Below are 14,768 nucleotides of genomic sequence, written 5' to 3'. Positions count from 1 at the left end.
AGCCCCTCGTTCGGAGGGGCTTTAGTGCCTGATCGTAAACTATTTGCTTCCCGAAGCGGGCAGGACTTTAGCGCAGAACATTGACGGTGCCGTTCTGCACAAATGGTTTGCCGGTCGGGTCGAGCGCTTCGAAATGCCACACGTAGGTGCCGGGTACCGGGGGTTGCCCGTTTACGCGGCCGTCCCAGGTTTGGGTAGGGTTGGTGCCGCGAAAGACCTCTTGTCCGTTGCGGTCGATAACGATAAACTGGAAGCTGGTCAGAAAGCGGCCTTTCACTTCCAGCACATCATTGAGGCCATCGCCGTTGGGCGTAAAAGCCGTAGGCATCGCCAGCGCAATGCGGCGGGGCACGGTGGCAATGTTGGAGTAGCTGATTATCCCGTTGCTGCTGGCTTCCAAGCGATAACGTACAATAGGTTGATTAGCAGGTAGTTGCTGATCAAGAGTAGTGGTCCCCTGTACCGAGCGCGTGCTTAGCACCGAGTTGTCGGCGGCCAAGGTGAGCAGGCGGTAGGAAACGGGCTGCGCCGCATCGGGGCCGCGGAAACCAGACCACGTCAAATTCACGGCCGACACGTCTGGGTTAGCCGCTTGGGCTTGCAGAATGACCGGGCACACCGCTGGGCTTTCCGTCGACGTACTGCCGCACGCATCCTGATACCGCGCTGTGTAACAAAGCGGCGCGGCCAGAGTGGGTTCCGTGTCGAGCAACGTCCGGTCGGAAGTGGTTTTGAGCTCGGTCGTGCTGGCAGCATTCCGTAAGTAGGTCACCTGGCCGCCGGCCGCATTACCGGCGGGCGTTGCGGTGAGCTCAACTTGGTTGGTGAGGTTGAAAGAAGCCAAAAGACGCGGCGCGGGCGGCGCGGGGCCGGCGCTGGCCTGTACCGAAGCTTCGTTGGAAGTGGAAGTGGCAAAACCTGCCGCCGTCACGCGGTAGGTGTAAGTGGTGCCGCAAGTGACGGCGGCATCTTCATACTGCGTATCGGAGCCGCTCACCAAGGCAAGGCTTTGGCCGTTGCGCGTAATTTCGTAGCTGTTGTTGAAGCCGTCGGAGGTCCAGCGCAGCTGGTTACGGCCATTCACCGAAGTCGCAGTCAGGCTGATGGTGCACAGCAGCTGCGTGGTGATGCTGGTGTTGCCGGACGGGCACACATCCGTGAGCAGCAGCCGGTAACAGCCCGGAATCGGGGCGTTGGCCAGCGTGAAAGTATTGCTCGTGCTCGGCACTTGTGCTACCGTTCGGTAGCCCGACGCCTGAGCCACTTGCAACTCGTATTTGTATTCGGGCTGGAGGGCTCCAAACTGAAAATTGATGCTCGTGCCCTGTATCGTAAGCTGCTGAATAGTAGGTCGTCGCGGGGCAGGCAGGGGCGTAAAGGCTTTGGTGCTGGAGTTGGAGCACAGCGTAGCCGCGTTGTATTGCCCCGTCACGGTCACCTCCCGATCGCCCGACGGAATAGGGTAGGAAACGGTTTGGTTGCGCACGGCCGCAATAGCCGGACCGCCGCCTATTTGCACAAAGTACTGATCATAAGTCTGATCCGTAACGGTGACCTGCACGAGGCCCACGGTGCAAGTGTTGACGTCAAACGCCGGCTCAGGCGAAGTCAGAACCTGAAACGTGCGCGAAAACACGATGCCCGTGCCCGGCAACAAGGGGTTCTGGGTGTTTTGGGTCACGACTACGACGCCAGCAGTGGTGGGCGTGTAAAACGTAGCCGTATCGGTAAAGGCGCAAACTATGGCAGGCCCTTTGGCATAATATACCTGCTTCGGATCCAGGGCGCGGCCGCTGCAATCGACAAAGCGAACCTGGCGCCCAACGCATAGGTTGGTGCCTACATCTTGTTTGGTAGCTACATCAATGGCCCGAAAACAGGCTCCCGAATTGGGCGTCGGAGCGCACTGCGCCCACGCTTGCGTGGCAGTTCCCCACCACAAAAAAACCACTAAAAGCAGGCCGAACTGACGGTACATCTTCACAAATCTCATAACGTGCCGTAGCTGCACTTCCGTTTTTGTCGGCTTAAAAATAGAAACTTATGCCAATGCCCGCCGCGATTTGTGTTACGGCCACGGATAACTCCGCACAAAGGCCGCCGCCGCCTGCAAATCGGGGTACAAAATCCGATCCTGATCGACAAAGCTCACTTTTGTGCGAAACGCAGCCAGCACTTCTTCCAACTGCGGAGAGGTGCGGGCAGGGCGCCGGAACTCCAGCGCTTGGGCAGCGGTAAGTAGCTCAATACCAAGTAATTGCTCAGCGTTCTCCACTACGTGTCGGGCTTTCGTGGCCGCGTTGGCGCCCATGCTTACGTGGTCTTCCTGGCCGTTGCTGCTCACAATGCTATCGACGGAAGCCGGCGTGCACAGCTGTTTGTTCTGGCTCACGATGCTGGCGGCCGTATACTGCGGAATCATGAAACCCGAATTTAGCCCCGGCTTGGCCACCAGAAAAGGCGGCAACCCCCGTTGCCCACTGATGAGCTGATACGTGCGCCGCTCCGAGATGCTGCCCAGTTCGGCTACCGCTATGGCCAGAAAATCGAGGGCCAAAGCCAAGGGCTGCCCATGAAAATTGCCGCCCGAAAGGATTGTGTCATCCTCTGGGAACAAGGTCGGGTTGTCGGTGACGGCGTTGCATTCCGTCTCGACTACTTGCGCTACATACGCTAAGGCATCGCGGGTCGCCCCGTGTACTTGCGGCAAGCAGCGGAAAGAATAGGGGTCTTGAACAGTAGCTTTAGGTGAGTCTTGTAAATCACTGGTTTGTAATAAATTATAAACCCGTTTAGCTACTGTAATTTGTCCGGCGTGCGGACGGATTTGGTGGAGCCGGGCGTCGAACGGCTCGCGGCGCCCGCCGAAAGCTTCCAGCGACAACGCCCCAATTACATCCGCGGCCTGAGCCAGCCGCTGGGCCCGCAGATGGCAATGCACCGCGTATGCCAGCATGAACTGCGTGCCGTTGAGCAAGGCCAGTCCTTCCTTGGCTTCGAGCTGCACCGGCGCCCAACTGAAGAGGTGCATGACATCGGCGGCCTGCAACCGGTAGCCCTGAAAATTCACTTCGCCTAGCCCCAACAGCGGCAAACACAAATGTGCCAACGGTGCCAGATCGCCGCTGGCCCCCAGCGATCCCTGCTGGTACACGACGGGCAAAATCTCGCGGTTGTAGAAGTCCAGCAGACGCTGCACCGTGTCCAGTTGCACGCCACTGTGCCCGTAGCTTAGGCTTTGCACCTTCAGCAAGAGCATGAGCCGTACCAGCTCACCCGGTACTTCTTCGCCCGTGCCACAGGCGTGCGACATCATCAGGTTGACTTGCAACTGCTGGCGCTCCTGCGGCGGAATGCTGGTGTTGCACAAGGCCCCGAAGCCGGTGTTGATACCATAAATCGGGGCATCTGACTCCTGAAGGCGCTCGCGCAGGTAGCGGTGGCAGGTTTCGATGCGCTGACTGGCCTCCTCGCCGAGCTTGACGGTGCTTTGGTCGGTGAGCAGTTGGCTCAGGGTGGCGAGGTCCAGTCGCTCGTTGGGGTTAAGAAAAAAGGTTTCGGGCATGGAAAGGGTGGGCCGTCGGGGGTGGGTGCGGGAGAGGTGCGCGTGGAAGTGGTACGCTTTGGGCTGGCCTTACTGCGCTTGGGTGAGGGCGGTGAGCACTTCGTCTAGCGGGAGCAGTTGCTCGGCGCTGGTACGCATGTTTTTGAGCTTGAACTTGTTCTGGATGCGTTCTTCTGAGCCTTGTAGCAGCAGAAACGGGATGCCTTTCTGGTCGGCGTACTGAAACTGCTTTTTGAGCTTGTCTTTGTGGTCGGGGTACAGCTCGCTCGGGATGCCCGCCTCGCGGAGCTGACGCAGCACGGGCAACGCCGCGCTTTCGGCCTCGGCGTCGAAGTTGGCGATCAGGCAGATTGTAGTCGTTTGGGTTGCCGCCGGAAACAAGTTGAGCTCGTCGAGGCAGTCATAAAGCCGGTCTACGCCGAACGAAAAGCCCACGCCCGACACGCCCGGCAAGCCAAACGCGCCCGTCAGATTGTCGTAGCGCCCGCCGCCCGACACGCTGCCCATGTTCACGTTGTTGATCTTGATCTCGAAAATGCAACCGGTGTAGTAGGAGAGACCGCGCGCCAGCGTTACATCAAAATCAAGGTGAGCAAAATCCTGATAACCAGACTGCTGCAACAAATCTACTACCCGTTGCAGATCCTGAAGACCTTTGTAGCCTTGCTCGTTTTCGGGGGGCACGCCGGCCGTTACGAAACCGGCCAGCAGGCGCTCCAGCTTTTCGGTAAACGGCCCTTCCACGCTGAGCAGCGCAAACAGCTTCTCAATGGCATCCTGAGAAAAACCGCGTCCCGTCAGTTCTTTTTCTACGCCTTCGCGCCCGATTTTGTCAAGCTTGTCGATGGCCGTGAACAGATCGATTTCGGTGCCTTCGCCGCCAAGTGCCTGATAGATAGCGCTTAACACGCGGCGGTGATTGATTTTGATGGTAAAGTCTGTCAGGCCCAGATCGTTTAGCACTTCCGTCATCATCAGCACGATCTCGGCTTCGCACAAAAGCGAATCGGTGCCTACCACGTCGGCGTCGCACTGATAGAACTCGCGGTAACGGCCGCGCTGCGGACGGTCGGCGCGCCATACGGGCTGAATCTGGTAGCGCTTAAACGGGAACGTAAGCTGGTGCCGGTTCATGACCACGTAGCGCGCAAACGGCACCGTGAGGTCGTAGCGCAGGCCTTTTTCAGCAATTTTGGGCAGCACTTTTTTCGTGCCGGCTGCCAAGTCGTCGGCTACGACGTCCTTTAGGAAGTCGCCAGAATTCAGCACTTTAAATAACAGCTGGTCGCCTTCTTCGCCGTATTTGCCGGTCAGCACCGACAGGTTTTCGAGCGTGGGCGTTTCGAGCGGGGCGAAGCCAAACTTCTCGAACGTGCGGCGAATGATGCCAAAAATATAGTTGCGGCGCGCCACCACGGCGGGGCCAAAATCACGGGTGCCTTTGGGGATGCTGGGCTTTTGAATGCTCATCGAATGCAGGTGCAGGTATCAGGCGCGAAGGTACAACTCTCCTCCGACCGGAATAGCACGCCGTTGGCTGTGTTGGTGCTTCTGAACACAAGGCTGCTTCACATTTGATTTATCGTGGTTTTTATATATTTTGTAATTGACTCATAATGAAATAGATATGGAAAATGTTAGCGCCAAAACCATCGTGTTTATTACGGGTTCCTTCGTGCACAATAGCTGCTGGGACGAGTGGAAGACATTTTTTGAAGACCAAGGCTACGCCTGCCTCGCGCCACCATGGCCGCACAAAGACGCATCGCCCGCTGAGCTTCGCAGCCAGCACCCGTACTCGCCCATCGCCCAGGTGCGGTTGGCTGATCTGCTCGACTACCACACCGAACTCATTCGGCGCCTGCCCGAAAAGCCCATCCTGATCGGGCACTCGTTTGGGGGGCTGATGACGCAGCTGCTCGTGCAACGCGGCTTGGCGGCAGCCGGAGTCGCCATTCACTCGGTGCCGCCGCAGGGTGTTATTACGCTTAAGTGGTCGTTTATTCGGAGCGTTACGCCCGCGCTGGGGCTGTTTACCTCCACCAAAAAAACGTATCTGATGTCATTCCGGCATTGGCAATACACGTTCACCAACGGCATGCCACTGGCAGTGCAACAGGAAACGTACGAGCAGTTGGTCGTGTCGGAATCGAAGTTGGCCTCGCGGGACGGGCTGACGAAAGTGGCCAAAGTTGATTTTGCCAAGCCGCATGTGCCCTTGTTGTTTGTGGCCGGCAGCACCGACAACATTATCCCGGCGTCACTCAACTATGCCAATTACCGGCGTTACAAAAAGCACGGTAACTCGGTCACGGACTACAAGGAATTTGCCGGGCGCAACCACTTCGTATTGGGCCAGCCAACCTGGCAGGAAGACGCAGCATACATTTCGCAATGGCTCACGAGGCAGCACATATCTGTTGAATTAGTGAAATAAGTTATCTATCATAAATATTTAATTGTCAATAACTTATGATTTATAATATCTTATAGATGAACATCCCTTAGCAGTTAACGATCAACCGTGTCCTGTTGAATTTGTCGGACTTGGTACATCACGGCCGGAGCGAAAGGAGCCTTCAGGGCCGCCCGAATGCCGGCCCAGCGGAGGGCGCTGTTGGTCCAGTCGTTGCAGGTGCGCAGGGCATGGTAGCGGCCACGGGCGCGAAAGAAAAAGTCTTCGCTTGTGTAGCCGGTCCCGTTGCGGAGCACAAATCGGCCGGCGCTGTCAGGCTGAAATGATTGCTCGATGATATGCACCAGCCGCTGGTATTGCGCAGGCGAAACGTGCAACGCCACTGCCCGCTCGCCAGTACGCGGGGGCGTTCTGTAAAAATCTACGTGCATGAGGGTGGCGGAAGGCAGCAGGGCACGCAACGCAGTACCCACGCGGGGGAAGTGCCCGCCGTACGAATCGAGGTAAAAGCCTTCGTTGCCCCAGCCAAAAGCAACATATTGATAGCTAGTAAATTGCTGCTTAATCGCAGAGTCGGCTACGTGCGCCAGCCAGTCGGTGTGGGTGCGCGGCTCCCGTAGCGGCACCACCAAATCGGTGTGCAGTCCGTTCGACACTACGTACACCGGAATGCCGCCCGGCGTTTGCCGAAAACCACGGTTGACGGGCACAACACTGCCCGTTAGCAGCAACACCAGCAAGGCGACTACAGCTTGCATAAGTCCCTGAATACGGCGTTTCGCCCAACCTACGTTCATCGGAAGCAACCAGTACTTCCCTTGATGCCGCCCCGGCGGACAGGTAACCCACCCCAAACCGAAAGCCCCGACTGGTAGGTCGGGGCTTTCGGTTTTCATAGCTCAGAAGGGGGCGAAACGGGTTGTTTGTGAGCGGCGAGGGTGTCTGTCTTGCTATTCCTCGCCGCTTAAGAGTTGGTTGATGATCAGTGCAGAAGCTCGCCGTTACGAGCGCTGTTTGGCGGCAGGGCGAACCGCCGTGTTGCAGGCCATGCCGGGTTTGGTGCAACTCTTGCCGGCCACGTTTTGCTTGGCAGCAGTGCGAGCCACCATTGTGCGAAACACAGGCTGTAGCGCCACTTGGCCGACGGCAACACGCGTTTGCACGGCGTTGAAGACCACTTTGGGCTGCATTTGCTGATATCCCAGCACCGTCGTGCTCATTTTGTATTTGCCGAAAGGCACTTTTTCAACCTTGAAGCTGCCGTTGGCATCGGTTTTTACATCGCGGATGTAGGCATTGTCATCGGCATTGAGCAGGGCCACGGTGGCGTAAGGGATAGGTTCATTCGTTTCTCCATCAAGCAGCTTGCCCGTGAGCGTGCCGTTGTAGAAGGTGCGGGCCGAGAGTTGGAGGCAGGCCAGAACGAAGATGATACCAAAAAGAGTGCGGTTGATGAAGGAGGTTTTCATAGCAGTAGAAGAGAAAAAAGAAAGGAGAAGGACGAATGAGCTGTGGGCAAGGCTGGCCGGTCTCTGCGCTTGGGGCCGCCGCGGTTCGGTCGTGGGGCGCGGTCCGGTCAGTAAATTTTCTGATTCAAGCCCAGTCAGTTAGAAGCTAAGCAACTGGTGGGACAAGGCCTGATCCTGTCGATCAGGAGGTCTCCGAGGGCGGCGGGCTTTGCGGTAGAGAGGCTGCAAGGGCGCCGCGGGTGGAGCTAAAGAACAGAACAAATATAGTGTACAGTACTATGTAAAGCAAGGTACTTGTTAAATTTATTTTCAGTTTCCATTTTTCCAGTGCACTTCCAGAAGTGCTTAAATGGTAAGTAGATAGCTAAGAAGAAGGAGGGGATGCCGGATCAACGATTTCTGATCGGGCTTTCATTACTAAAGATGCGCGGCCGTTCTGAAGGGTTGCCCAAGGGGTTCAAAAATTGTTGCATCTGATTTTTGAAGGACAGCGAAGGCAGCAGGCGCAGGCATCAGAGAAGGGGAAAAGGCTTGTTAAAGCAACTATCAGGTGTTCTTAATTTTACGTTGCAAAGCTAGAGTCTCCCACCGCGGCGAACAATCGCACGATGATGTGATAGGTAGCAGCTTGGGGAGGGAACCGCTCCGCGCGTTGCATCCTGGCTGGCGGGCTCGGTAGAGATCAAAAACAGCTTTCATCATGCGTAAAAAGAGAATGGCAGCAGGCGCATCTGGGGGAGGAAACTCGGAGCTTGCTTTTCGGGCGGCTGCCTAGGAAGTGCTTTCGAAACATAGACTACGAAGTATTTCGTAGGTTGCTTTAGAACGTTAACATTTAGGAAAGTATTTTCTCGGATATAGAAATTTTTTTGTTGAGCAATCCAGGCCGTGTTGAGTAATTGATAGGTGCAACTGGCTGGTTGTTAAGGAGGGAGTTCGGCGAGAATACTTCGGGAAAAGCGAAAGGTTACTAACAGGTAATAAAAAAATCGCAACAGTGCCGACGAATGCTGCCGGCGCTGTTGCGATAAGAGGAGAGTAGCGCCGCATAGCTGGCCTTAGCCCCCGAAGCCCCCACCGCTGCCCTGGGGTTGCTGCTCGATTTTCTTAGGAGGTTTGTTCGAGCCGAAGTACCACGAGAAGCCCAGGTAGCCCACGCGGGTTTCGTTTTTGAAGTTGCCGGTGGCCTCGTAGCCCGGCGAATAAGCCGAGAGGCGCTGGCGCTGGGTGTTGAAAATATCGCTCACCCGCAGCGTCAGGGCGGCGCGGTCGTTGAAGAGGCGCTGGCGCAAGGCTACATCCACGTTGTAGATCGGCTCGATGCGGCCCTGCGGCGTGATGACGGCCGCCCGGTAGTTGCCGGTTAGCTGCACATCGAGCTTGGGCGTGGGATTGAAGGTGTTGAGCAAACGCAAAGTGCCCGTGAGGTTGTTGCGTGTGGCTTCGGTACCGGTTGCCGCCGTGATGCTGTTGCGAAACAGCGAACCCGAAGCCGTTAGGCGCCACCATTTGGTAAGAGGCTGATTTAAAGACATTTCTGCGCCGAAGCTAGTGGCCTGCCCGTAGTTGCGAAACGACATGGCGGCTACAATGCCGCCGGCATCGTTCAGGCGCGTGGCCGCCGTATCGACGGTGCGGAACTGCTGGATGGAATTGTTGGTCTGACGGTAGAAGAGGGTAGTGCTCAGCGTGGCTTGGCCCTTCGAAATCTGGTGGCCAAATTCCAGGCTATTGATGTATTCGGGGCGCAGGCTGGGGTCGCCCTGGCGGTAATTGCGCTGGTCCTGGTAGATCGGAAAGGGCAACAGCTGCATGAACCCCGGCCGGTTGAGGCGGCGCGAGTAGCTGAGTTGCACCCGCTGATCGCCGGGCAGCTTGCGCGCTACCAGCGCCGAAGGAAACAGGTTGAAATACTGTAGGTTAAACTGCCCTTTGCCACCGCGCACCTCGCCCTGGGTGTGCGTGTATTCGCCCCGAACGCCGGCTTGGTAGTTCCACTTGCCCAGTTGGTTTTGGAACGTCACGTAGCCCGCCTGCAGGTATTCCTGGAAATTATAGGCGAACGAGTTTTGCGGTACTTGCGCATATTGTTGGTTATCAGCATTCTGGCGTAGGTAATCATCGGTGCCGTTGTTGGTTTGCCACTGGCTTTTTAATCCCGCGTCGATGCGGCCCGTGGAATCCAGTGGATGCACGTAGTCCGACTGGAACTCCAGGGCATCGAGGTGAACATGGAAGTCCTGCTTCCACGCAGTGAGGTCCGGAGCGCCTTCTGTAAGTCGTTGTCCGACAACCACATCAGCCAACAGGCCCGTATAGTTGAGGCTGCCGGTCAGCTCGCGGCCTTTGTGCTGGGCCCACGTGCGACGGTAGTCGGTGGAAGCGTCGAGCACGTTCACGTTCTCGCTCACATCGGTGCGGTTGGTTTGGAAAGTGGGCTGCTCGCTGCCGGTCTGGAGGCGCGAAATCTGGTTGCCGACGTTGTTGGAGCGGTGCAGGTTGGGCTGCACAGTCACCGTCAGGCTTTGTTCCGGCGAAATCGTGTAGTCGAGGCCGAGGCGGCCGTTGTGATCGCGGCCGTGCTGCTGGCTGCGCGAATCCTGATTGGTGCTTAGCAGAACGCCTTCTACATCAGCACGTTGCTGGGTAGAATTCTGGTTGTGCCACCGGTTGTTGCGGCCGTCGTAGCTGCCAAACACGTTGAGCTTGCCCGTACGCCGGTTTAGGCTCAGCGAGGTGCTGTATTTGTCGCGGGTGCCCAGGTTGGCAATGGCTTGGCCGTTGTAGCCATCTTTTTTCTGCTTTTTCAGGATGATGTTCAGCACCCCACCCGAACCAGCCGCATCATAACGCGCTGATGGATTGGTGATTACCTCTACTCGCTCAATCGAGCTGGCCGGAATCTGTTCGAGGCGCATGCCCATGCCGCCCGTCGCTGAGCCGCTGGGCTTGCCATCGACGAGCACGGTGATGTTGCTGCTGCCGCGCATGCTCACGTTGCCGTTCTGATCGACGGTGACAGAAGGTACGTTTTGCAGCACGTTCACGGCCGAGCCGCCTACGCTGCTCAGGTCTTTTTCTACGTTAATCACCTTTTTATCAAGGTTATCTTCCACGGCGGCCCGCTCGCCCTGCACCGTCACGCCGGCAAGTTGGGTGGCGGTCGAAATCAGGCGCAAAGGGCCTAGTTTGGCTTCCGGAGCGGCGCTGGTCAGGTCTACAGTGCGGCGTAAGGGCTTGTAGCCGATTACGGTTGCCCGCACCAAGTACTTGCCCAGGGCCACCTTGTCGATGATAAATGCGCCATTATCAGTTGTTTGTGCACCGGCCACGAAGCTGGAGTCTTGGGGCCGGAGCAACACAACATTGGCGAAGGGCAAGACCTGTCCGTTGCCGTGATCTAGCAAAGTACCCGAAACCGCACCGGGATTTTGAGCTTGTAAGTCTGTGATAGCCAGCGGAAAGAGCATAACCAACAACCCCAGGCACTTTTGTGCCCGGCTAAACAGCGTAGAGGATTTCATACAAGTAGAAAAGGAAGTGGAAGAATCGGGCAATAGGGGGCTGTCCCAGGCGGCCGCGGTTCCGCTGGAAGCCCTTCTGCAGAGATTCGAGTAGTAAATGTTCAGATGCTTATGAGAAAAGCAGTCTACGCGCTCTCAGATGAATAAAAAGACCAGATTTTTTGTCTTTTTCTAAGTTTTGACAAAGCAATTCTGGCCTGCCTATTCGGCGGGAAAGCGCCCCGGTATGTCGTTGGGGCTGCCCCGTTTGGGCAGTGGCAAGAGACAGTGTGTTATTCTAATTACTGTGACAAATATACTCGAAGGTACTATGCGACGCAAGGTACCTTGATAAATAAATTAATCTAGTTAATGGGTGAGAAGCTAAGAAAGGCTCACAAATGTGATAAACATGTATGTAAAATATTGATAATGAGATAATTATATTGAAGTAAGGAGTGAGGGCTTACCCAGTAAAACCAATCTTGAGGCTACTGACACGAGGCTAACTACTACCTGCTTGAACAAAAATCGCCTGTCATCCTGAGGCACGAAGGACCTTCTCACGCTAGAACCATAGAGGTTGGGAGGCGTGAGAAGATCCTTCGTGCCTCAGGATGACAGGCGCGGGGGAAAAGAGAGGCAACTATCTAAAGAAAATCTACTTAGCTGCGGTTACTTCCTGACCGTTGCGAAAGGTTTTCTTCTTTTGCACTGACTTGCCATCCGGGCCGAAATACGTCCAGACGCCGGTTTCTTTGTTGTTGCGGAAAGCGCCAGTGATTTCCGTAGTGCCATCTTCGCGGAGCTGGCGGAACGCGCCCATTTTCAGGCCTTTGACGTACGCGGTTTCGGCTTTGAGCTTACCTGAGGCGTAAAACTCCTGGCCCGTTCCGGTGGCGCGGCCATTCTCATAAGCTACCTTGCTCTGCACAGTGCCGGTGGGGTAGTAGGTAATCTTTTCCCCGGCCAGTTTGCCGTTTTGATAGGTTTCCTGGGTCTGGGCTTGCTTGCCGCCGGCGTAAAAGGTACGCCACGTGCCAACGGGTTGGTTGTTCTTGAACTGCTGTTCCTCTTTCACCGAGCCATCTTCGTAATACGCCGTGATTTTGCGGTCGCGGGCTTGGTTGGCGTATTCGATTTGCCGCTGCATCTTCCCCGACTCAAAAAAGTCTTGGGATAAGCCGTTTAACACGCCGTTGCGGTACGTCATTTTGCTTTTCACCGCACCGCTTTCGTAGTACGATTTCGCTGGGCCGTCGAGGTTAGCGGTGCTGGAAGCCAGCGCAGACGCCCGTTTGGTAAGGTCGTCGCCCAGCGGATTCTTGACGGCGCGCTCCTGCACGGCGCCCGCAGCGTAGGTGCCTTCGGTGCGAAGCTTACCCGACGGATAGTAGCTGTGGTAGGTGCCCCGGCCCGATTTGTCGGCGATTACCTCGGTTTCTACTTGGCCGTTGTCGTAGTAGGTTTTGAGCGGACCGGCCAGCAAGCCGTTGCGGTAAGTGGCTTCGCTCTGCACTTGGCCGTTGGGGAAAAACGTCTTGACGGGACCGTTGGCTTGGCCGTTTACGTAGGTAATTTCCGATTTGGGCTTACCCGACGGGTACAGCTCGCGCACTGGGCCGGCCGGCTGACCGTTGGCCAGGGTCGTTTCCATTTTCAACTCGCCGCTGGGGTGGTAAGACTTGAGTGTGCCGGAAGGCTGATCGTTTTCGTACGTGCCTTCTTGGGCCAGCTTACCGGTATCGTAGAACGTGCGGAAAGGACCTTGGCGCACGCCTTGCTTAAAAGTCACTTCCAGCCGGTGCTTGCCATTGGGGAAGAACTCGACGTAGGCGCTGTCGCGCTTGCCGGCGGTGTAGCGAGTTTGGGCTTCGAGCTTGCCCGAGCGATAAAACCGCTTGTACGAGCCCTCCATCACGGTATCGGCCCCGACGAGTGCCGTAAAAACTTCCTTCACCCGGGTGTTGGTCGAATCCTGATAAGTAACCAACCTGCGCAGCTTTTGCGCGTGCGTCAGGGAAGCGAGCAATAGGAGGGGAAGCAGCAAAAGCAGTCGTTTCATAGGAGCAAGAACGCAGGAAATCGCCGCAAAGTGCGTAGCAATTCTGCAACCAACTTCTAGCGAGTGCTTTAGCGCTTTCGCTTTTGCGGCACACGAAATCAATTCATGAAAACAAGTGGTCCTGCTGAGCGCAGTTGAAGCGTTTCTCCCATCGACGTTGTAACGGTATTGATTTCCGCCGAACTAGAAATGCTTCAACTGCGCTCAGCAGGACCACTTGCACATACAAAAGCCTCATATTCAGCTGAATATGAGGCTTTTGTATGTGCACTGCTTTTAAGCGAACATGCCCACCGCGTCTTTGCTAGGAAGCGCCGTTTTGCCACCCGTCAGGAACTGATCCACTTTGCGGGCGGCTTCGCGGCCTTCCGAAATCGCCCAGACCACCAACGACTGTCCGCGGCGCATATCGCCGGCTGCAAATACCTTTTGCACGCTGGTTTGGAAAGCGCCTTCGCGGGCTTTCACGTTGCCGCGCTCGTCGAGTTCCACGCCCAAATGCTCCAGCAGGCCTTGGTATTGCGGGTGCAAAAAGCCCATCGCCAGGAAAACGCGTTGGCAAGGAATTTCGCGCTCAGAACCAGTTACTTCTGTAAATTTCAGCGGGCGACCCAGAAAATCGGTTTCCCAGCTTACATCCGTTACGCGCAGGGCTTGCAGGTTGCCGTCGGCGTCGCCGATGAACTCCTTGGTGTTGATGCCCCAATGCCGCTCGCAGCCTTCCTCGTGCGAGCTAGTGGTTTTGAGAATCATCGGGTAGGTTGGCCACGGCATGGTTGAAGTTCGCTCTCTGGGCGGCTGCGACATTACCTCGAATTGGCGTACCGATCTGGCTTTCTGCCGGTTGGAAGTGCCCACGCAGTCGGAGCCGGTGTCGCCGCCGCCAATCACGACCACGTCTTTGTCGGTGGCGACGATGGGCTCTTGGGCAACTTCGAGGTTGCTTACGCGCTTATTTTGCTGCTTTAGGAAATCCATGGCAAAGTGAATTCCCTTCAGCTCACGGCCCGGAATTGGGAGGTTACGCGGAATGGTGGAGCCGCCGGCCAGCACCACGGCGTCGAAATCGCGCGTGAGCGTGTCGGCCGGAATGTCTTTGCCGACTTCGGTATTGCATTGAAACACAATGCCTTCCTCGCGCATGAGCTGGATACGACGTTCCACTACCCATTTTTCGAGCTTAAAATCAGGAATGCCGTAGCGCAGCAGGCCACCGGGCTGGTCATCGCGCTCAAACACAGTCACTTGGTGACCGGCTTTGTTGAGCTGGGCTGCCACGGCCAAGCCCGCCGGGCCAGAACCCACCACCGCTACCGTTTTGCCCGACCGCAGAATCGGCGCTTTGGCTTGCACGTAGCCTTTCGAAAACGCGATTTCAATGATGTGCTTCTCGATTTCTTCGATGGAAACCGGCGGCTTGTTGATGCCTAGTACGCACGCCGATTCGCAGGGCGCGGGGCAAATCCGGCCGGTGAATTCGGGGAAATTATTGGTCGAGGCGAGAATCTTGTACGCCTCCTCCCAGTCATGCCGGTACACTGCATCGTTGAATTCCGGAATTACGTTGCCCAGCGGGCAGCCCGAATGGCAGAACGGAACCCCGCAGTCCATGCAACGGCCGGCTTGCTTGGTGAGCTGCTCCTCGGAGTACATGCCCACGTATTCCTGGTAGGTTTTTACCCGCTCCTGCGGCGCAATTTTGGGCGGCTGCTCCCGGTCAAATTCTTTGAAGCCTGTTACTTTTCCCATG

The 14,768-nt window shown here is 56.5% G+C and carries 9 protein-coding genes; 1 reads left to right on the top strand and 8 read right to left on the bottom strand.

Going from position 1 to position 14,768, the window contains the following annotated elements; all coding sequences use genetic code 11:
* Positions 1-67: 67 nt before the first annotated feature.
* From H9I52_RS19970 to hisS, 3 genes are all read right to left on the bottom strand, one after another.
* Positions 68-1,993: a gliding motility-associated C-terminal domain-containing protein gene (locus H9I52_RS19970; RefSeq protein ID WP_187455312.1), complete on the bottom strand. Its 1,926-nt coding sequence runs from the start codon at positions 1,991-1,993 to the stop codon at positions 68-70.
* Positions 1,994-2,068: 75 nt separating this feature from the next.
* Positions 2,069-3,565, bottom strand: a complete 1,497-nt coding sequence (gene hutH, locus H9I52_RS19965; RefSeq protein WP_187455311.1) for a histidine ammonia-lyase — start codon at positions 3,563-3,565, stop codon at positions 2,069-2,071.
* A gap of 69 nt (positions 3,566-3,634) precedes the next feature.
* On the bottom strand, positions 3,635-5,035 hold the full coding sequence (gene hisS / locus H9I52_RS19960; protein ID WP_187455310.1) for a histidine--tRNA ligase: 1,401 nt from the start codon (positions 5,033-5,035) through the stop codon (positions 3,635-3,637).
* 157 nt (positions 5,036-5,192) lie between these two features.
* Between hisS and H9I52_RS19955 the strand changes: the two genes are divergently transcribed.
* Positions 5,193-6,002, top strand: a complete 810-nt coding sequence (locus H9I52_RS19955; protein ID WP_187455309.1) for an alpha/beta hydrolase — start codon at positions 5,193-5,195, stop codon at positions 6,000-6,002.
* A 74-nt stretch (positions 6,003-6,076) separates the two neighbouring features.
* Here H9I52_RS19955 and H9I52_RS19950 read toward each other — a convergent pair whose 3' ends face one another.
* From H9I52_RS19950 to H9I52_RS19930, 5 genes are all read right to left on the bottom strand, one after another.
* On the bottom strand, positions 6,077-6,739 hold the full coding sequence (locus tag H9I52_RS19950) for a TIGR02117 family protein (protein WP_187455308.1): 663 nt from the start codon (positions 6,737-6,739) through the stop codon (positions 6,077-6,079).
* Between the two features lie 243 nt (positions 6,740-6,982).
* Positions 6,983-7,450 carry a carboxypeptidase regulatory-like domain-containing protein gene (locus H9I52_RS19945; protein ID WP_139517567.1) on the bottom strand — a complete coding sequence of 156 codons (468 nt, stop codon included), beginning with the start codon at positions 7,448-7,450 and terminating at the stop codon, positions 6,983-6,985.
* A 1,058-nt stretch (positions 7,451-8,508) separates the two neighbouring features.
* Positions 8,509-10,974 carry a TonB-dependent receptor domain-containing protein gene (locus tag H9I52_RS19940; protein WP_187455307.1) on the bottom strand — a complete coding sequence of 822 codons (2,466 nt, stop codon included), beginning with the start codon at positions 10,972-10,974 and terminating at the stop codon, positions 8,509-8,511.
* Between the two features lie 640 nt (positions 10,975-11,614).
* Complete coding sequence (locus tag H9I52_RS19935; protein WP_187455306.1) at positions 11,615-13,018, bottom strand: toxin-antitoxin system YwqK family antitoxin; 1,404 nt, start codon at positions 13,016-13,018, stop codon at positions 11,615-11,617.
* Between the two features lie 276 nt (positions 13,019-13,294).
* The gene (locus H9I52_RS19930) at positions 13,295-14,767 is read right to left on the bottom strand and encodes a glutamate synthase subunit beta (protein WP_187455305.1); all 1,473 of its coding nucleotides are present in this window, start codon (positions 14,765-14,767) and stop codon (positions 13,295-13,297) included.
* Between the last annotated feature and the right edge of the window lies 1 nt (position 14,768).

Origin of the sequence: Hymenobacter sp. BT491 (assembly GCF_014349165.1) — a bacterium.
Lineage (GTDB): Bacteria > Bacteroidota > Bacteroidia > Cytophagales > Hymenobacteraceae > Hymenobacter > Hymenobacter jejuensis.
Note: the sequence above shows the minus strand (reverse complement) of the source record. Positions and strands in the feature narration are given on the sequence as shown.

What these genes read in the sequence shown, in the direction of transcription:
- H9I52_RS19970 (WP_187455312.1), bottom strand. Translation starts at nt 1,993, where the DNA reads ATGAGATTTGTGAAGATGTACCGTCAGTTCGGCCTGCTTTTAGTGGTT.
- hutH (WP_187455311.1), bottom strand. Translation starts at nt 3,565, where the DNA reads ATGCCCGAAACCTTTTTTCTTAACCCCAACGAGCGACTGGACCTCGCC.
- hisS (WP_187455310.1), bottom strand. Translation starts at nt 5,035, where the DNA reads ATGAGCATTCAAAAGCCCAGCATCCCCAAAGGCACCCGTGATTTTGGC.
- H9I52_RS19955 (WP_187455309.1), top strand. Translation starts at nt 5,193, where the DNA reads ATGGAAAATGTTAGCGCCAAAACCATCGTGTTTATTACGGGTTCCTTC.
- H9I52_RS19950 (WP_187455308.1), bottom strand. Translation starts at nt 6,739, where the DNA reads ATGCAAGCTGTAGTCGCCTTGCTGGTGTTGCTGCTAACGGGCAGTGTT.
- H9I52_RS19945 (WP_139517567.1), bottom strand. Translation starts at nt 7,450, where the DNA reads ATGAAAACCTCCTTCATCAACCGCACTCTTTTTGGTATCATCTTCGTT.
- H9I52_RS19940 (WP_187455307.1), bottom strand. Translation starts at nt 10,974, where the DNA reads ATGAAATCCTCTACGCTGTTTAGCCGGGCACAAAAGTGCCTGGGGTTG.
- H9I52_RS19935 (WP_187455306.1), bottom strand. Translation starts at nt 13,018, where the DNA reads ATGAAACGACTGCTTTTGCTGCTTCCCCTCCTATTGCTCGCTTCCCTG.
- H9I52_RS19930 (WP_187455305.1), bottom strand. Translation starts at nt 14,767, where the DNA reads ATGGGAAAAGTAACAGGCTTCAAAGAATTTGACCGGGAGCAGCCGCCC.